General features: G+C 53.8%; 18 protein-coding genes. 8 read left to right on the forward strand and 10 right to left on the reverse strand.

The window, feature by feature from the left end:
* Nucleotide 1 precedes the first annotated feature (1 nt).
* Genes ACIQW9_RS12460 through ACIQW9_RS12480 form a run of 5 tightly spaced genes read right to left on the reverse strand, consistent with a single transcriptional unit; the run spans nt 2 to nt 6,278 of the window.
* Nucleotides 2–2,275, reverse strand: a complete 2,274-nt coding sequence (locus tag ACIQW9_RS12460; protein ID WP_402337260.1) for a hybrid sensor histidine kinase/response regulator — start codon at nt 2,273–2,275, stop codon at nt 2–4.
* Nucleotides 2,272–2,949 (reverse strand): chemotaxis protein CheW, encoded by a 678-nt coding sequence (locus tag ACIQW9_RS12465; RefSeq protein ID WP_402337263.1) that lies wholly within the window; start codon nt 2,947–2,949, stop codon nt 2,272–2,274. Before ACIQW9_RS12465 ends, ACIQW9_RS12460 begins: the two co-directional genes overlap by 4 nt.
* Nucleotides 2,942–4,171 (reverse strand): CheR family methyltransferase, encoded by a 1,230-nt coding sequence (locus ACIQW9_RS12470; RefSeq protein WP_402337266.1) that lies wholly within the window; start codon nt 4,169–4,171, stop codon nt 2,942–2,944. The genes ACIQW9_RS12465 and ACIQW9_RS12470 overlap by 8 nt, the downstream gene beginning before the upstream one ends.
* On the reverse strand, nt 4,168–4,629 hold the full coding sequence (locus ACIQW9_RS12475) for a chemotaxis protein CheW (RefSeq protein ID WP_402337268.1): 462 nt from the start codon (nt 4,627–4,629) through the stop codon (nt 4,168–4,170). The genes ACIQW9_RS12470 and ACIQW9_RS12475 overlap by 4 nt, the downstream gene beginning before the upstream one ends.
* Nucleotides 4,630–4,652: 23 nt before the next feature.
* Nucleotides 4,653–6,278: a methyl-accepting chemotaxis protein gene (locus ACIQW9_RS12480; protein WP_402337271.1), complete on the reverse strand. Its 1,626-nt coding sequence runs from the start codon at nt 6,276–6,278 to the stop codon at nt 4,653–4,655.
* 406 nt (nt 6,279–6,684) lie between these two features.
* Here ACIQW9_RS12480 and ACIQW9_RS12485 point away from each other — a divergent pair, with 406 nt between their 5' ends.
* The gene (locus tag ACIQW9_RS12485) at nt 6,685–6,903 is read left to right on the forward strand and encodes a hypothetical protein (protein WP_402337274.1); all 219 of its coding nucleotides are present in this window, start codon (nt 6,685–6,687) and stop codon (nt 6,901–6,903) included.
* Nucleotides 6,904–7,012: 109 nt separating this feature from the next.
* Here the strand turns inward: ACIQW9_RS12485 and ACIQW9_RS12490 are convergent, their stop codons facing one another.
* Entirely contained in the window at nt 7,013–7,237 is a 225-nt protein-coding gene (locus ACIQW9_RS12490) for a hypothetical protein (protein ID WP_402337277.1), read from the reverse strand.
* A gap of 150 nt (nt 7,238–7,387) precedes the next feature.
* Entirely contained in the window at nt 7,388–9,289 is a 1,902-nt protein-coding gene (locus ACIQW9_RS12495) for a methyl-accepting chemotaxis protein (RefSeq protein WP_402337280.1), read from the reverse strand.
* 342 nt (nt 9,290–9,631) lie between these two features.
* Here ACIQW9_RS12495 and pncB point away from each other — a divergent pair, with 342 nt between their 5' ends.
* Nucleotides 9,632–10,825 (forward strand): nicotinate phosphoribosyltransferase, encoded by a 1,194-nt coding sequence (gene pncB, locus ACIQW9_RS12500; RefSeq protein ID WP_402337283.1) that lies wholly within the window; start codon nt 9,632–9,634, stop codon nt 10,823–10,825.
* 3 nt (nt 10,826–10,828) lie between these two features.
* Here pncB and ACIQW9_RS12505 read toward each other — a convergent pair whose 3' ends face one another.
* A complete protein-coding gene (locus ACIQW9_RS12505) occupies nt 10,829–11,563 on the reverse strand; it encodes an OmpW family protein (protein ID WP_402337286.1) in 735 nt (244 codons plus the stop codon).
* Between the two features lie 408 nt (nt 11,564–11,971).
* On the opposite strand from ACIQW9_RS12505, the gene ACIQW9_RS12510 reads away from it, so the two are divergent.
* Both ACIQW9_RS12510 and ACIQW9_RS12515 read left to right on the forward strand, forming a co-directional pair.
* Nucleotides 11,972–12,337, forward strand: coding sequence for a hypothetical protein (locus tag ACIQW9_RS12510; RefSeq protein ID WP_402337289.1), 366 nt, complete (start codon nt 11,972–11,974; stop codon nt 12,335–12,337).
* Between the two features lie 65 nt (nt 12,338–12,402).
* The gene (locus tag ACIQW9_RS12515; protein WP_402337292.1) at nt 12,403–12,765 is read left to right on the forward strand and encodes a YgiW/YdeI family stress tolerance OB fold protein; all 363 of its coding nucleotides are present in this window, start codon (nt 12,403–12,405) and stop codon (nt 12,763–12,765) included.
* A gap of 111 nt (nt 12,766–12,876) precedes the next feature.
* On the opposite strand, the gene ahpF is transcribed toward ACIQW9_RS12515, so the two are convergent.
* Nucleotides 12,877–14,472, reverse strand: a complete 1,596-nt coding sequence (ahpF, locus tag ACIQW9_RS12520; protein ID WP_402337295.1) for an alkyl hydroperoxide reductase subunit F — start codon at nt 14,470–14,472, stop codon at nt 12,877–12,879.
* Between the two features lie 162 nt (nt 14,473–14,634).
* Nucleotides 14,635–15,198, reverse strand: a complete 564-nt coding sequence (gene ahpC, locus ACIQW9_RS12525) for an alkyl hydroperoxide reductase subunit C (RefSeq protein ID WP_011869614.1) — start codon at nt 15,196–15,198, stop codon at nt 14,635–14,637.
* Nucleotides 15,199–15,478: 280 nt separating this feature from the next.
* Between ahpC and ACIQW9_RS12530 the strand changes: the two genes are divergently transcribed.
* The 4 genes from ACIQW9_RS12530 to arfB all read left to right on the forward strand — a co-directional run bounded on the left by ACIQW9_RS12530 (nt 15,479) and on the right by arfB (nt 18,046).
* Entirely contained in the window at nt 15,479–16,348 is an 870-nt protein-coding gene (locus ACIQW9_RS12530; protein WP_402337298.1) for a pirin family protein, read from the forward strand.
* Between the two features lie 189 nt (nt 16,349–16,537).
* Nucleotides 16,538–17,302, forward strand: a complete 765-nt coding sequence (locus tag ACIQW9_RS12535; RefSeq protein WP_402337300.1) for a class II aldolase/adducin family protein — start codon at nt 16,538–16,540, stop codon at nt 17,300–17,302.
* 64 nt (nt 17,303–17,366) lie between these two features.
* Nucleotides 17,367–17,552, forward strand: a complete 186-nt coding sequence (locus tag ACIQW9_RS12540) for a 4-oxalocrotonate tautomerase (RefSeq protein ID WP_011979267.1) — start codon at nt 17,367–17,369, stop codon at nt 17,550–17,552.
* A gap of 83 nt (nt 17,553–17,635) precedes the next feature.
* Entirely contained in the window at nt 17,636–18,046 is a 411-nt protein-coding gene (gene arfB / locus ACIQW9_RS12545) for an alternative ribosome rescue aminoacyl-tRNA hydrolase ArfB (protein ID WP_402337304.1), read from the forward strand.
* Nucleotides 18,047–18,118: the final 72 nt, after the last annotated feature.

Consider the following 18,118-nt stretch of genomic DNA (forward strand, 5'->3'; position numbering starts at 1 on the left):
TTCACGCCACTCCTATCAGATCGATGACGGCCTGCAACAGGGTTTCGTCATGGAAGCTGCTTTTGGTGAAATAGTAATCGGCGCCAGCGTCCAGGCCGCGTTGCCGATCTTCCTCGCGATCTTTATAGGAAACGATCATTACCGGTATCGATTGCAGGTTGGGTGCCTGTCGTATCAGGGAGACGAGCTCGATGCCATCCATGCGCGGCATGTCGATGTCTGTGATGACAAGATCAAATTTTTCAGTACGTACCGCATTCCAGCCATCCATGCCGTCCACCGCAACGGCAACGTCATAGCCGCAATTGCTTAACAGCTTGCGCTCCAGTTCGCGCACGGTAAGGGAGTCATCAACGACCAGGATTCTTTTGCGTGCAGTGCCGTTCACACTCGCGTCGTCGTGTTGTACGGCTTCCAGTCGGCCGCTGTGCGTCAATTTTTCGACGGAGCGCACCATATCGGCAACGTCGAGAATTAATACCGGCGAACCGTCTTCCATCAATGCACAGGCACTGATGTCCGGAATCTTTCCCAGTCGCGTATCCAGCGGTTGAACGACCAGCATACGTTCACCCAGGAAGCCGTCAACGGCCACGCCATAAGTATGTTCGTGATCGCCTATGACGACGACGGAAACGGTATTTCCCTGGCTGCGCAGCTCGCCTTTTTGCAGAATCTGGTGTGCACTGACGAGTCCGATCTGGCGGCCTCCAAAGGAGAAATGTTGATAACCCTCCAGCATGACAAACTGATCGCACTGTAATTCAAGTGTGCGGCTTACATAGGCCAACGGGAACGCATACGGCTCGTCATCGATGGTGACGAGCAGGCTGCGGATGACCGAGAGCGTAAGCGGCAGTTGCAACTGAAAACGCGTGCCTTTGGTCGGGGTGTTGAAGATGCGTATGGTTCCCCTGACCTGTTTGAGCATATTGCCGACGACGTCGAGGCCGACGCCACGGCCGGAGATGGCCGTCACGGTATCGCGCAGGCTGAAGCTCGGGAGCAGCAGGAATTCCAGCAATTCGGCTTCGCTTAATTGCGCAACGGTTTCCTTGTTCGAGAGCTTGCGCTGCACGATGGTGTCGCGTAGTTGATCGAGATCGATGCCGGCGCCGTCGTCACTGACATTCACCAGCAACATGCCGGCGCTGTGGCGCGCTTCGAGTTTGATCGTGCCTTGGGCAGATTTTCCGGCATGCAGTCTCTGTTCGGGGAGTTCGATGCCGTGATCGATTGCGTTGCGTAACAGATGACCGATAGGCGCTTCCAGTCGTTCCAGAATGTCCCTGTCTATCTGTGTATCGATGCCGCTGATATCGAGCCGAGCCGATTTTCCGAGCGTATGCGCGACATCACGCACCATGCGCGCGAAGCCGCCGGTGCCATCCGCAAACGGACGCATGCGGCAAGCCAGTGCTTCGTCATATAGTTGTTGTGACAGATTGACGGAGCGGCGGTCAAACAGTTCGAGCTCTGCCAATTGGTCGGCGACCATATGCTGACTTTGTGCGAGCAAGGCGCGCGCCTTCGAAAGCACCGCTTCCGTTGTTTCGGCAGTTGCTTTGGCAGACAATTTTTGCTGCAGCATGTCGAGCGCTTGCGCGGTTTCACGTTGCGTGCGTTTCAGGCGCAGCATCGATGCGGTGAACGGTTTGAGCCGGCGCGATTCCACCAGCGATTCACTGCTGAGGCTGAGTAGGCGATCGAGATTGTTCGCGCTGACACGTACCGCACGCGCACCTTGCCCTGTCGTTTCCGGCGATGCTTGCGGGACGGTTGATGAAACTTCTTCGATGATGTCGGCAACGGCGTTTGCATGTGCTTCGACTGCATTCTCCGCCGCGTCCACATCATTCGTATCGGGGGCGCTGATGGCATGGTCGAGTGCGGCGACAAATGCGGCGATTTCCGACTTGCCGGCATGGTCGGCCCATGTTTCGTCGTTGCCGGGTGGATTGGCGACGCGTATCAGCAGATCGGTGCCGTTGAGCAGGACATCGATCTGTTTTCTGCGTAATAGCAGTTTCCCTTGTTGCGCCAGCACGAAACAGTCTTCCATCACATGAGCCACGTCTACACCGGCCTGCAAGCCGATAATGCGGGCCGCTCCCTTGAGCGAGTGTGCTGCGCGCATGCAGACTTCCAGTTGTTCCGAGTCCGTTGGATTGTGTTCGAGCTCAAGCAGGCCAACGTTCAGTATTGCGGTCTGGCTTTCTGCCTCCTGCCGGAACAGGTCCAGCATGGACATCTGGCTTAAATCCGGCGAGCTCATACCAGGCTCCGATTCAAGGCATAAAACAAAAGGTCGCAATCGAGCATGCCGACTTTTTTGCGGTCCCAATTGAGGATTGCCTGCGTATAGCTGGTGCCCGAATGCGCCAGCGTGGTCGGTGCAGATTCCAGTGCCGCGTCGCTGAAACGATAGATGCCGAATACCTCATCGACCGGAAACACCAGCTTCTGACCGAGATGTGTCGTCACGAGCAGGCGCGATGTTCCGCGTACTTCATCCGCAGCTTTTGTGTTCAGCATTCTGGCCAGCGATACGCAAAGCACCAATGCGCCGCGAATATTCGTCAGCCCGAGAATGGCGCGATTGTTCTGATGCGGCAATGAACGTATGCAATTTTTTTCTGCGACTTCTATGATGGCGCCGGTTGGCATTGCCAGCCATTCTGAGCCGACGCGGAAAATAAGTGCGGATTGCGATAACTGCTGTTGAACGCTTTCCTGGTCGACAGGATTCCATTCGCTGATCAGTTCGTTGCCGGACTCAAAGCGGTCCAGTATGGCTGTCGCAGCGGCAGAATAAGTTGGACAGTTCAGGCAGCGCGTATGCTCTTGCAGTTCCGGGCAGCTGCCATCTCCGCGCACACCGATGCTGCTCCAGCAATTATTGATGTCGGCTTGTATCGGATTGTCCATGGCTTGCGTCGCGTCATGCATCCGAGTGTTCCTTCATGCGTTGCGCGCGCCGTTGCATTAATTGCGCGCCGCTTGCATCTCCCTGTGCAGCCAGTAATGCGGCGATATGCGTTAATGCCTCGACATGATCAGGTTGCAGGTAGACGGCTTTACGGTATAGCTGCAAGGCGTGGGACGTGTTCTGCTGGGCGTCGGCGATCAGCCCCATCAGGTAAAAACTTGCTGCGCTCGGCCCCGCCAGATGTTGATGTTCCTTGCATAGATTCAAGGCCTCAGTGAATGCGCCTTGATTGGCGAATTGCATGGCACGCGCCAGGATGGCTTCTGCACTATCGGGCGTTTGAACGGGCTTGCTTTGAACGATTTTCTTTTTTGGTATGGCCGGAGGCACCACCACTGTTTTTAATGGCGCGACGATTTTTTCAATTTTCCGTGCGACGACGGGTTGTATGGCTTTTCTGCAGAAGGCGAATGCAAGAGGAATGCCGGCAGAGGCGTAGCCTGGGCGCAACATCATGCCTGCTTCTGCGGGGCCGACGAAGATGGTGCCATCTTTTGCCAGCAAGCGATCCAGCATTTGCAGCGCCTGTTGTTGCGTTTCCCGGTCAAAATAAATCAGTACGTTGCGACAGAAAATGAAATCGTAAGCAGGTTCATTTTGCAGAAAATCAGCTGCAAATATATTCCCGTGGCTGAAGTTGACCTGTCTTTGCGCATCTTCCGATAGTGCGTAGCTGTCGCCAGCTGTGGTGAAATGCTGCTTGCGAAAATCGAGTGCCTTGCCGCGAAATGAATTGCGGCCATAATGTGCGCGTTTGGCTATTGCCAGTGAGCGCGTGCAGATATCGATCGCATCGATCCTGAATCGTGCCGGCGGAATGCCGATGTCGAGCAAGGCCATCGCAATGGAATACGGTTCTTCACCAGTGGAACAAGGCAGGCTGAGAATGCGCAGTATTGATGCCGGACGTTGTATCGTTTTTTCTCGCGCCAATTTCGCTACCGCAAGAATCGCTTCACGATCGCGGAAGAACCAGGTTTCAGGAACGATGACCATTTCGATCAGCTCCTGCATCTCGCCCGGCACATTCTGTAACGCGAGCAGATACTGGTCGGCATCGAGGGAGCCAAGTGCAGCCGCACGTTCATTCACCGCGCGTTCAATCAGCAGGATGCCGACGGAGGCGACATCGAGCCCCATTGTTTGCTTGAGCAATGTGGCGATACGATCAATTGTTTTCATGCAGTGCTCTCTTGCGGGAACAGCATGTTTTTTACCGACTCATCGAGCAGATCTTGCACCTCGATGCGTTGCACCAACCCATTCGGATGTCGCATGACCGGCCCGAGATAGGGGGTGTCGTCGAGGTTGAGACCGGAGTCGACAAACGTATCGGGATCGCAACGCAGCATTTCGCTGGCTTTTTCCACGATCAGACCGAGCAGTTGTGCCGCCTGTCCGGGAGGCGTGTAATGCACCAGCACTAATCTTGTGCTCAGTCGCACTGCCGCTGGTTTTCCCGCTGCAAGCATGTTGATGTCCAATACCGGGACCATCCGATCGCAATAGTTGAATACGCCTTCTACCCAGCCTGGTGCGCCCGGCACTTTCTTGCAGCGAGCCAGCGGCAGCACGATCGCCACTTGCGTTGCATCCAGCGCATAGCGATCATTACCGATCTGGAATAAGAGAAAGAGCATAGCGGAGCGAGAATGACCGGTGTTTAGCCGGTAACCTTGAAACGCGATACACCGTTGCGTAATCCATTGGAAACGAGGTGCAGCTCATCAATTGCCTGGCTGGATTGATGCAGGGATTCGACGGTTTGTTGTGCGGCTTCACTCAATTGAGCCAGCGCCTGATTGATCTGCTCCGCACTGTTTGCTTGCGCCTGCATTCCTTCGTTCACGGTCTGGAATTGCGGTGCCAGGGCCTGTACTTGAGCAATGATCTGGGACAATTGGCTACCGACTTGCTGTACTTCCTGCATGCCTCTACGCACCTGGTCGGAGAACTTGTCCATGCCCATGACGCCGGCCGCAACCGCTGACTGGATTTCCTTGACCATCAATTCAATATCGTAGGTGGCGACTGCGGTCTGATCGGCCAGACGACGAATTTCTGTCGCAACCACCGAAAAACCGCGGCCGTATTCGCCTGCTTTTTCGGCTTCAATGGCAGCGTTCAGAGACAATAGATTGGTTTGATCAGCAACCTTGGTAATGGTGGTGACGACCTGATTGATATTGCCGGCCTTTTCGTTAAGGATGGCCAGCTTCCCGCTGACTGAACCGGCGGCATCCATCACGGCTTGCATCGTGTTTTCCATGCGAGTCAGGCCGACCTGACCGCTACCGGCCAGGGTCGCTGTTTGTTCTGACACCAGAGAGACTTCATTCATTGTGCGCACCAGATCGCGCGAGGTGGCAAAAATTTCACGCGATGTCGCGCCGATTTCAGTGGTTGTCGCAGCAGTTTCTGCGGCAGTCGCTTGTTGCTGTTTGGAGGTGGCAGCGATTTCTGTGATCGAGCTGGAAACCTGTCCGGAAGATTTTTGCGCCTGACCTACCAGCGCCGTCAATTCATCCGTCATGCGATTGAATCCGGCAGCAAGATGCGAAAACTCATCTTTGCGCTCAAGATTCAGTCTTTGCGAAAAATCGCCGGAGCGCATGAGCTCAAGGATGTTGAGCAAGCGTTGCATCGGCAGCGTAATCGCACGCATTAATGACAGTCCGCATATCAGGGCTGCGCTCAATGCAATGAAGAATACTGCCAGCATGGTCATTTGTGCCTGACTGACTGAGGCCAGAATACCCACTGATGAGCGATCTGCGAAGGTCTTGTTTGTTTCAACGGTCTTCTCGCTAATGGTTTTGCAGGCTTGCCACACCGTGAATAATTTTTCGAACAATGCACGGTTCTGCTGAGGAGTTTGTTGAGCGGCCTGGCGCAACATATCCTGTTGAAGGACCTCGTACTTTGCCCGTTCTTGAATGAAGCTGTCGAATCTTTGCTGATCTGCGTCGTCAAAAATGGTGCGTAAATAGCCGGCCTGTAACTGATCCAGTCGTTTGCTATTTTGGCGCAGTTTTTCTACGTAACCCCGCGCTTCACCGACCCCGTTCTGCGATTCCAGAATCTGCTGGCTCAACATCAGATTTTCATTCCACGCCGCATTGATCATTGTGGAGTAGTAGAGCCCGGGAGTGGAGTCGTCGCGCAGACTGATCGCTTCGTCATTGATATTGGCAAGCTTGAACCAGGCAACTGCTGCCATTGCTGCCATGAGGGTCAGGATGACCGCGAAACTTCCGAGTATCCGCTGTTTTATAGTCCAGCTTTTCATATTGACGAGTTCCACTGATAGATGATGGTGACCGGGCGTGATGCCGTGCGATCAATCGAGGGGTCTTTTTTGTTATTGCACGGTAATCGTTGCCCCCCGGCATTTTGAATATATGCGGCTACAGTGATGTTGGCAATAGCCTGATGCACTTTTTTCGAGAGGCGGCCTAGTCTTGATGCGCGGATAAAGGCCTGCTGATCAGCAAGGGTGTGTTGGGCGCCCCTGCCTGGAACATCGCTTTGCCTGCGAATGAACATCAAATGACAAACGGATTGCGGTACGGATGCTATCTGTTATGGTAGTTAAAGTCGCGTTGCGTTGCGTGTTGGTCAGGAAAGTTGGTGTATGGGCAAGGTACTTTGCAGCGACGTAAAATACCAGTTTTGTTGTGAGCAAGAGGGGCATCATGAAACCGATTCCAGTGGATCAAATACAGATCGTCTGGTACCAGGATTCCATTTCCGGCGAAACGATGTCGTCCGGCATGGGCGGCAAGACGCTTAACTTCTGGATACATATGGAATACTTCCCGCGGGAAGTAACGGAGGCTTATCTGATGGATGAGGGCGAACCGCGGCCGCATCCGAAAGATGGCTGGTCGTATGCGCGCGGGATGTTGCGTTAATTGATGGCGTTGCTGAAAAGGTAAGCGCGCCGATTTTCAGACGCGCCTGATGTGGCTAGCCAGCTTGCAGAATGACGCCGGCCTTGATCGTGAATGTTGATCGCGCGGATTATTTCGGGAACATGTCGAACGCTTCGCCGACTTTCAGCGCGACCAGATCGTATAGCGAATGACGTGGTTCGGGGCCGGTTCGCTCGAAGCCCTCTATCGTATCCGGCTCGATGCCTTCGGGTGGCGGCACGAACTGCATCCAGTCTTCGTAGCCTGGATGATCCTTCAGGTTGCGATTGAGTTCGTCCAGAAACTCTTGCGCGCTCAGTCTTTTTCCAGCCATGATGACCTCCTCGAAGAATGATTCATCTTAGCACGATGACGTCGTCAGTTTAACTGCTGCTGCGTCATGAAATGCGATCATTCCTGCGATGCTGGATGTGCAGCTGTATTGCCGCATCGCTTTTCCCCATCGCAAGAATTTATCCCTGCCTCACTCCTTATACACGCCGCAACCAATGATCAGATCCTGGTATCTGTCGAGATACATGGACTTGGCTTCAACCTGTTTGGATATCGGATTGAGGAACATATAGTCCTGCCAGCCTTTGCCGCTGTTCTGAATGATGGTGACGCGTTCCCGTATGTACAGGTTGCCGGCGCCGTCCTTGGCGTCGATCATGTCCTTGCCGACATTGCCCGGATTGGCGCCGTGTGCGAGGTTGCGTCCGTTCATGTCGTAGACCACAACGTACAGATCGCGATCGCAGAACTGACCGAGCTTGTTGTTGATCTCGGCGAAGGCTGCATCCCTGCCGTGCTCGCGCATCGATTCGATGGCCTGCATGACCATCTGCTGCGCTTCGTCGGTCGACCCGTGGCTGCCACTTTTGATCGTGAAGACGCTGACCACATTGCCCAATTCCGTAGTCTGGTTTTGCAATGACTCTGCGGAAGCGGCGGCTTCCTCAACCAGTGCGGCATTTTGCTGCGTGACCTGATCCATTTGTGCAATGGCCTGGTTGACCTGTTCGATGCCTATGCTCTGTTCGCGGCTGGCCGAACTGATCTCGCTCATGATGTTGTCCACGCGCTGGATGCTGCTGACAACTTCATCCATCGTGGCGCCTGCGTGTGCCACCAGCTTGCTACCGCTTTGCACCTTGCTGACTGAATCTTCGATCAGCGTCTTGATTTCGCGCGCGGCAGCCGAACTGCGTTGCGCCAGACTGCGTACTTCGCTGGCGACCACGGCAAAGCCGCGACCCTGCTCGCCTGCGCGTGCGGCTTCCACTGCCGCGTTCAGTGCCAGGATGTTGGTCTGGAAGGCGATGCCGTCGATGACGCTGATGATGTCGGCGATTTTTTTCGACGACTGATTGATCGAATCCATCGTGTTGACGACTTCGGCCACCACATTGCCGCCCTTGATGGCGACTTCGGCTGCGGTGTGCGCCAGAGCATTGGCCTGCTCGGCGTTGGCCGCGTTTTCCTTGACGGTCGAGGTCATCTCCTCCATCGCGGATGCGGTTTCTTCCAGCGAACTGGCTTGCTGTTCGGTGCGGGAAGACAGGTCCAGATTGCCGGCAGCGATTTCCCTGGTTTCCGTCGCCAGCGTTTCGGTGCCGTGACGGATATTCCACACGACGTTGGCAAGTCCCTGGCCTATGCTGTTAATGGCGCGCAGCAAGAGGCCGATCTCATCCGTACGTTTGGTTTCCAGCCGGCTGGTCAGATCGCCGCTAGCCAGCTGGCGCGCCAGTTGCGTGGCCTGCGCAAGCGGGCCGGTGACGGTTTTGCGTATGCCGGCGTACAGGCAGGCGGTCAGAAGCAGCAAGGCGATGCATGCGGCGCCTGCTAAAAAATTACGCAGTGCCGTTGCTTCATGAATGAATTCATCGACGTAAGTGTCGCCGACGACGACCCATTTCCTGTCCTGCAGATAAATGAATGCAGCCAGACGCTCAGGGGATCCGGCATCGGCGGGTGAACGATAATGAATCACGCCCTCTTTTTTGCTCAGGATTTCCTTGATGAATTCACGGCCGTCGGTGGCCTTGTCTGCCAGGACGTTTTGCCCTTCTCTTTTGGCCGCAATGATCAGCTTGCCGTAATCCGGGCCGGCGGCAGCGTCGAGCACATAGTAGCCGCCGGTCTTGCCGACCTTGAGCGATAGCAGCGTGCTCTTGATCAGCGCTGCATCATTGCTCATGCTCAAGACGAGTCTGCTTCTGGCTGAGACTTCCTCGCTTGCGCGCTGTTCCAGCATGGTGCTGCTTGCCTGGCCCGTTGCCCATACAAAAATACCGAAGACGATGGCAATCAATATAAAAGAGATGGTGGCAAGTTTTGCACCGACACCAAGTTTGGTTAGCTTACGTATGACATTATTCATCGCTTACTTCCATCCATTGCTTTTTGTTGTACCAAGATTACCGCGTGGCGATCATTCCCCATGGAAACATCATAACTGCATAAATGATGATTTCTACCGGATCGGTGCGTGAAGCACATTGAATTGTTGTGCGTTGGCACCATGCCAGTGCGTCAAGTCTCAAGGGAGAATGAGTGAGGTGGTTAAAATCTGACAACGCTATCCATTGGATAAAATGGCCAGTGTGAAGCCGACTCTTTTTAATATCCCTGCATCTTGTATCGGCAGATTTTCAAAAAACAATAGCCGTGCGAATCAGGCCGCATGCTGGCTTGATCAACGTGTTTTCTTTCCGGACCCGCCATGCCCCCTATCGTCAATAGCCTGCTGGAAAACGACCTCTATAAATTCACCATGTGGCAGGCCTTGCTGCATAGCCATCCCGAAGCGCAGACGGAATATGAGTTTGTTTGCCGCAATGCACCATCGTATCCGCTGAGCGAACTCAAGGCCGATGTGGAGCGTGAGCTGGATCATCTTTGTACACTGGCGTTTCGCGATGATGAGTTGCTTTATTTGCGCAGCCTGCGTTTCATGAAAAGCGATTTCGTGGATTTCCTCACGGTTTTTCGCTTCCAGCGCAAATTCATTACGGTAGCGGCCGATGGTCCGGCGCTGCGCATACGTGCGATCGGCCCGCAAGTGCATGTGATGGGCTTTGAGATTTTCGTGCTCTATATCGTCAATGAACTTTATTTCCGTCGCTTCGATCAGCAAGCGGCATTGGTGGAAGCGCGGCGGCGTCTGCAGGAAAAAATTCACCTGTTGAAAAATTTCGGCAAGGAAGCGACGAGAAAAAATCCGTTTGAATTTTTCGACTTCGGTTTGCGCCGTCGTTTCTCTGCGGCCTGGCAGGAAGAAGTCGTCGTTACCCTGGCAAGAGAAGTGCCGCAGTATTTCACCGGAACCTCGAATGTACACCTGGCGCAAAAATACGGTTTGACGCCTATCGGCACGATGGCACATGAATATCTGCAAGCCTATCAATCGTTCGGCGTACGTCTGCGCGATTTTCAAAAAGCGGCGCTGGAGGATTGGGTGCAGGAATATCGCGGTGATCTGGGTATCGCATTGACCGACGTGGTGGGGATGGATGCCTTCCTGGCAGATTTCGATTTGTACTTTGCCAAACTGTTCGATGGCTTGCGCCATGATTCCGGCGATCCGGTCGAATGGGGAGAGAAAGCGCTAGCGCACTACGCGCGTTTGCGTATCGATGCGGGCAGCAAGCGGCTGGTGTTTTCCGATGCCCTGGATTTGCCGGGCGCTTTTTCGCTGTACCGACACTTTGCAGATCGCGCGCTGACCGGTTTCGGAATAGGCACCAATCTATCCAACGATACCGGTATCCCGGCACTGAATATCGTGATGAAGCTGATGGTGTGTAACGGACAGCCTGTCGCCAAGCTGTCCGATTCTGCCGGCAAGACCTTATGCAGGGATGAGACCTTCCTGGCTTACCTGCGCCAGGTTTTTCATCATCCTGCGCTCAAGTAATGCTCAGAACTTGTAACCTACCGAGAGGAAGGTGACGAGCGGGTCAATTGTCAACGTCGTTGTGTTTCTGGAGACTACGGTTCCACCAACGCGGCCGATGATCTCAGCATCGGTTTTGAGTGGGATATATGCAACGGAGAAGCCTAGCGACCAGTTTTTGTCGATGTTGTACGTTAAGCCTACATTGGCGACTGGAGCCCATGATGAACTGAGATTGGCGGTCGCAGTGCCAACTCCGCCAGTAACACTAGCTTGCAAGTTTTTCGACAATTCGACGCCGCTATACCAGACGCGCGTTGCGCCAAGGCCAACGAATGGACGTAGTTGCGAATTTCTGTCGCCGAAATACCATTTCGCAATAACAGCAGGACTCCATTGTTTGGCTGTGCCGAGCTCGCCAAGAGCGGCAATCGTGCCACCGCCATACAATTTGAATTTCGGCGGTACGCCCAAGTCGGCGGTGAGAGCAAAGTTATCGGTGAAGAAGTGAGTGAAGGCAATTCCGAGGGTGTCGGCATTGCTGATACTGGCACTACTGCCGGCTTTAGGGCCGATTGGTGCCATGCGACTGTAGAGCGGTTCACTGGATTCATTCGGTCGTAAATGAAACCAGCCCACGTTGACGATATTGTCGCCGGCACTTTGCGCGGCGGCAGGCAAAGAAAAAGCCGCCAGCGCAGAAAATGCGGTGACGGCGGCGAGTTGTGGCAACACACGGAAAGTCAAAGATGCTTTCATTGCTTGTCTCCTTTATGGCCCAGCTGGTGAGTCGCCTGTTGCTGCGGCGAAGCGCTTTCTCATAGTTCGGTTGCAGCTTACGCATGGCGTGCCATGTGTCTGAAAATAATAGCCTGATTTCCTGTTGGGTAATGTGATGTATCGCGCCGTTTGGCGGATACGCAACATGTTTCGATCTCTCATACCTCGCTGCGAGAATCGCATGTATATTGATGCGTGAACTTGATCGTCATCAAGGTTTTCGCCTTGCGCTTGCCACTGAATGCGAGCAATGATCAAGAAAACAACAAGCCCATAGACTATGGGCTTTTTTATTTGTGGCGTGTCAAAGACGCATGGATAACCCGCATTTGCTTTATCCTGATGTCTTTGGATGCAATGCATCCACCGTGTTTCGATAAAGTAGCCATGAACAAGATAGAAGCAATCAAACGAGTCAATGAAGAGTTGCGCGCCAACCTGTTGAACGAGCGTAATACCCAATGGTCGACAGTGGTGCCGTATGCTGGCGATGAAGGATGGTGGCTGCATATACCGCTCTCCGGTTTTCGGCAGGAGCAGCATTTTTTGATTTGTAGCGAGAAAGCGAAGAGCTTTCGTCACATCAGGATCAAGGCCAATACCATTTTGAGTCCTGCGACCAGGTTTCGCTGCAAGGATCAGATGGCGGATGTCTTTATCTCGGCAAAAAATGCCAAGCGCTTGGTAGATACGCTGCCGGGTGGTAGCAAATTCAGTTTCGACAAATATGTATTCGGTGAATACAATTTTTGAAACCGAGAGAATGCGTAAAGAGACATGATTTTTGTGAGCATATCAATCTTACTGAGGGAGTGAAAATGAAACAAAAAAACATCGCAGCACTCATCATTGCTTTGTCGGCAATCGGCTTCTCATCGGCGGCATCGGCGCAGTATGTTGGCCCAACGACGCAAGCGACCCTTACTTCTATCGCTGAAATTCTTAAACATCCGGTTGATGACCAACCGGTTACGCTGCGCGGATTTATCGTCAAAAAAGTAGGAAATGAAAAATACATTTTTTCTGATGGCACATCAGAAATCAGGGTCGATATCGATGGCAAGCATTTCATCAACAAGAAGGTAGATGAAAAAACGAAAGTTGAAATACGCGGCGAGGTTGAAAAAGATTTTCTGTCGACGCCGGAAATCGATGTTGATGTACTGACGCTGGTGAATTAGGAATTTCGTCTTGGCAAATTTTTAGCGTTCGAGGAACGAAAGCAGAATTTTCTATAACGACCAATAAAAAAGCCGCATTGCTGCGGCTTTTTTATTGCGTGATGCATTTGCTTATGCGGTCACTGCTTCTGCTGTGTCAGCAGCAGCTTCATCTTCCGTCTCCGAATTACGGATCAGGTAATCGAAGGCGCTCAATGCTGCCTTGGAGCCCTCGCCGACTGCGATCACGATCTGCTTGAACGGCACCGTAGTCACGTCGCCGGCAGCGAATACGCCGGGGATAGACGTTTGACCGCGTGCGTCGACTTCGATCTCGCCGTGACGTGACAAGGCAAGCGTGCCTTTCAGCCACTCGGTGTTTGGCACCAGACCGATCTGGATGAAGACGCCTTCCAGTTCGACCGTCTTCACTTTTTCGGTCTTGCGGTCCTTGTAAACCAGGCCGTTGACGCGTTTACCATCGCCGGTGATTTCCGTCGTTTGTGCTGACGTGATCACGGTGACGTTGGGCATGCTGTGCAACTTGCGCTGCAATACTGCATCGGCACGCAACTCTGCACCGAACTCGATCAGGGTCACATGGCCGACGATACCGGCCAGATCGATCGCCGCTTCGACACCGGAATTGCCGCCGCCGATCACCGCTACGCGTTTGCCCTTGAACAGTGGGCCGTCGCAGTGCGGGCAATACGCAACACCCTTGTTGCGGTATTCGTTTTCACCCGGCACGTCGATGGTTCTCCAGCGTGCGCCGGTGGCGAGGATCACGGTTTTGCCTTTCAGCGAGCCGCCGTCTTTCAGCTTGACTTCGATCAGTTTGCCCGGCACCAGCTCGGAAGCCAGTTGCACGTTCATGATGTCGACGTCGTAGCTCTTGACGTGCTGTTCCAGCGCGGTGGCAAATGCTGGTCCGTTGGTTTCCTGTACCGAGATGAAGTTTTCAATCGACAGCGTATCCAGTACCTGGCCGCCGAAACGCTCCGCAACTACGCCGGTGCGTATGCCTTTGCGCGCTGCGTAAATTGCTGCAGCTGCGCCCGCAGGCCCGCCACCGACGATCAATACGTCGTACGGTGCTTTGGCGCTGAGTTCTTCCTGCTTGCGCTTGTTGCCGCCGGTATCGAGTTTGGCGAGTATCTGCTCGATACTGACGCGACCGGATTCAAACGGCTGTCCGTTCATGAACGTTGTCGGCACCGCCATGATGTCGCGTTCCTTGACTTCGTCCTGGAACAAACCGCCGTCGATCGTGACAGCACGGATGCGCGGATTGATCAGCGCCATCACGTTAAAAGCCTGCACGACTTCCGGACAGTTATGGCAAGACAGCGACATATAGGTTTCAAAGGTGTAGTCGCCATCGAGATTGCGGATCTGTTCGATCACGGAATCTTCCAGTTTCAATGGATGGCCGCCGGTTTGCAGCAAAGCCAGCACCAGTGAGGTGAATTCGTGGCCCAGTGGAATCGCGGCGAATTGAATGCCTGCGTGTGCGTCCGGGCGCTTGATGATAAAAGAAGGTTTGCGCTCGTTGTCATCGGTGCGCTCGACCAGCGTGATCTTGTCGGTCAGCACAACGATTTCCTGCAGCAGTTCCTGCAATTCGCGAGATTTGTCGCTGCCATCGAGTGACGCGACGATCTCGATCGGTTGTACGATCTTTTCCAAATAAGAGGCTAATTGGGTTTTGAGATTGGCATCCAACATGATGGGTCCCTGCTTTCTTTTCAGTTTATAAATAAAGGTACTGCGAGAGGTGCTGCGCAAAGTGCAATGTACCTGGTACCGCGGTGAAGCTTTTATTCCAGGCCCAGCACTGGGCCCGGAACGATCAAACAATATTTACTTGTTCAAACTACTGCTTGCTTCTTAGATCTTGCCGACCAGATCCAGCGATGGAGCGATGGTTTTTTCGCCTTCTTTCCATTTGGCTGGGCAAACTTCGTTTGGATGCTCTGCAACGTATTTTGCTGCTTTCAGTTTGCGCAGAGTTTCGGAAACGTCGCGAGCGATGGCATTGTCATGCACTTCCATGGTCTTGATGACGCCTTCTGGATTGATCACGAAGGTGCCGCGCAGTGCCAGACCTGCTTCAGGAATGTGTACGCCGAAAGCATTGGTCAAGGCGTGAGTTGGATCGCCGACCAGCGGGAATTTTGCTTTGCCAACTGCAGGCGATGTTTCGTGCCAGACTTTGTGCGAGAAGTGAGTGTCGGTGGTGACGATATAAACTTCTGCGCCCAGTTTCTGGAATTCTGCGTAGCTGTCTGCTGCATCTTCAACTTCGGTTGGGCAGTTGAAAGTGAACGCTGCCGGCATGAAAATCAGTACGGACCATTTGCCCTTCAACGATTGTTCTGTGACTTCAATGAACTTGCCGTTATGGAAAGCTTGCGCTTTGAAAGGCTGGACTTGAGTGTTAATAAGTGACATTTCGTTTTCCTTACAGGGTTAAAAAGAGGTGTGAGTACAGATGATAAGCGCTTGTTCATTATTTGTATAATTGATTTAATTTCTCCATTCGATTTGTTTTAGCTATCGCATGGTCCGCATGCAACTGCTTTGATGGCGAATTGTCTACTATGCCGCCCTGCGGGATTTGCTGCGTTAGCGGAACTGGATAGCCGGCTGTAATGCGTAGCGATGACGCCGCTCTATCCTTGCTTTATGCATATTAAGGCCGCATATGTAGAATTCAAGAAAGGAAAACGTCATGAAAAAAATCATTGCTGTCTCCGATGCTCCGCGTCCCCATTGGGTGGGCGACGGTTTTCCGGTGCGCTCGATGTTTTCGTATCAAAGCCACGGCAAGCAACTCAGCCCCTTTTTGTTGCTCGACTACGCGGGGCCGGCTGAATTTCCAGCCTCCGATCATGCGCCTGGCGTCGGTTCGCATCCGCATCGCGGCTTTGAAACTGTCACCATCGTCTACAAAGGCGAGGTCGCGCATCGCGATTCCACCGGCCAGGGCGGTGTCATAGGCCCGGGCGACGTGCAATGGATGACTGCCGGCGCCGGCATCCTGCACGAAGAATTTCATTCGGATGCGTTCACTCATTCCGGCGGTACGCTGGAGATGGTGCAGCTGTGGGTCAATTTGCCGGCGCGCGACAAGATGACGCCGCCCGGCTATCAGGCCATTGTCAGCAACGATATCCCGGTCGTGCCTTTGCCGGACGATGCCGGAACGCTGCGTGTGATTGCCGGCGACTATGAGGGGCATGCAGGAGCGGCGCATACCTTTACACCGATGCAGGTGTGGGATCTGAACCTGAAGCAGGGTAGCAAGAGTGACTTTACCTTGCCCGATGGCTGGAACTCTGCGCTGATCGTATTGCGCGGTACGGTGCTGATCAATGATGAGCGCGTCGCGCGCGAAGCACAGATGGTGGTGCTCGATAGCAGCGGCAGCAAAGTAAGGATAGAAGCGAATAGCGATGCCGTGGTGTTGCTGTTGAGCGGCGAGGCGATTGAGGAAGAGATCGTCGGTTACGGTCCGTTTGTGATGAACAGCCAGGCTGAAATTGCACAGGCAATCGCTGATTTCAATAGCGGACGCTTTGCACAGATACCCGCGCAGTAAGGCAGCAGGCTGGACGTCATGCCGTGTCTCCATGGCATGACGTCCACTTTCTACCGCAGCGCGGCCGGCGTGTATGGTCGCGTCGCATTGTCCGCATCGCGTCGCCAATGACCTTATAATTTGCCTCTTCCTCCGCACTGCATCGTGCAGATGCAGTGCGGATTTCTTTCAGATTTCAATTCAAGGCTTATGAGTATCTCTTCCATCAACACTGCCGCGACCGACATCAGCGATGCCGAATGGCAGGTTCGTCTCGATCTCGCCGCCTGTTATCACCTGTGTGCGTTGAAAAACTGGGACGACCTGATCTATACGCATATCTCCGCCACTGTGCCGGGCGAAGAAGGCCGCTTTCTGATCAATCCATTCGGCTTGCGATTCGACGAAATTACCGCTTCAAATCTGGTCAAGATCGATTTGCAGGGCAATATCATCGGCGACCAGACGGCGCGTGTAAATGTGACCGGCTTTGCTATTCACGGCGCCGTGCACAGCGCACGCAAGGATGCGATGTGCGTCATGCATCTGCATAATGAAAACGGCGTTGCGGTTGGCATGCAGCAGGGAGGATTGCTGCCCTTGTCGCAGCACGCCATGCGTTTTTACCAGCAGATGGGCTATCACGATTACGAAGGACTGGCGCTGTCGCCAGTCGAGCAGACGCGTCTGCTCGAGCGTCTGGGCGATTACCCTGCGATGCTGTTGCGCAATCACGGTACGCTGATCAGCGGTCGCACGATCGCTGAGGCCTATGTGCTGATGGATACGCTGGACAAGGCGTGTTCTTTCCAGTTGAAGGCGCAGGCTGGCGGCGGGCCGCTGAATATTCCACCGTCTGAAGTATGTGCCAAGACCTATAGGGAATTGCTCGGCGACGGCGCACCGGAAGGCCTGCTCGAATGGCCGGCCTTGCTGCGCAAACTCGATGCGGTATCGCCGGCATATCGCAATTAACGGCGACGACTCATTGATTCAATAACTTGCTCACCAATTTATTCATTAACTACAAGGAAAATTCATGCCAACCATCAACGTTCAATTATTTGAAGGCCGTACCGTCGAACAAAAGCGCGCTTTCGTCAAAGCCGTCACTGAAGCAACCGTAGCAACACTCGGTTCCAGTGCGGAATCGGTCGATATCATCATTGAAGATGTGAAGCGCGAAAACTGGGCAACTGGCGGCAAGCTGTGGTCCGACGTCTGATTGAAATAGTTGTATGTGCCAGCCGCAGTCATCGGCCGGCACGCATGAGCGCGCCGGTACCTTCGGCGCGCCACCAATAAATCATGCATATCACTGATACGCTCGTTATCGACGACAGCGAAATCGATCTTATCGCCATCCGCGCGCAAGGCCCGGGTGGGCAAAATGTGAACAAGGTGGCGACGGCGATTCATTTGCGTTTCGACATTGCAGCCTCATCATTACCGGATCATCTGAAGGAGCGCTTGCTGCTGCTCAACGATCAACGCATCAGCAAGGACGGCGTGATCGTGATCAAGGCGCAGCAGGGTCGCAGTCAGGAACAAAGCCGCGAAGAAGCCTTGCGCCGATTGCAGGAATTGATCGTCGGCGTGACCGTCGTGCCCAAAGCGCGGCGCGCCACCAAACCGACCTACGGTTCGCAACGCAAGCGTCTGGACGGCAAGAATGCGCGCGGACAAACCAAGGCCATGCGTGGCAAGGTTTCCATCTGAGTCGCGTTTGCACGCACAAAAGCAGCATTTCCCTATGTGATGTAAGGTACAGATAAGGCTGTGCTTTCCAGC

Source organism: Herminiimonas sp. NPDC097707 (assembly GCF_044761395.1).
In the GTDB taxonomy this organism is placed as follows: Bacteria; Pseudomonadota; Gammaproteobacteria; order Burkholderiales; family Burkholderiaceae_D; genus Oxalicibacterium.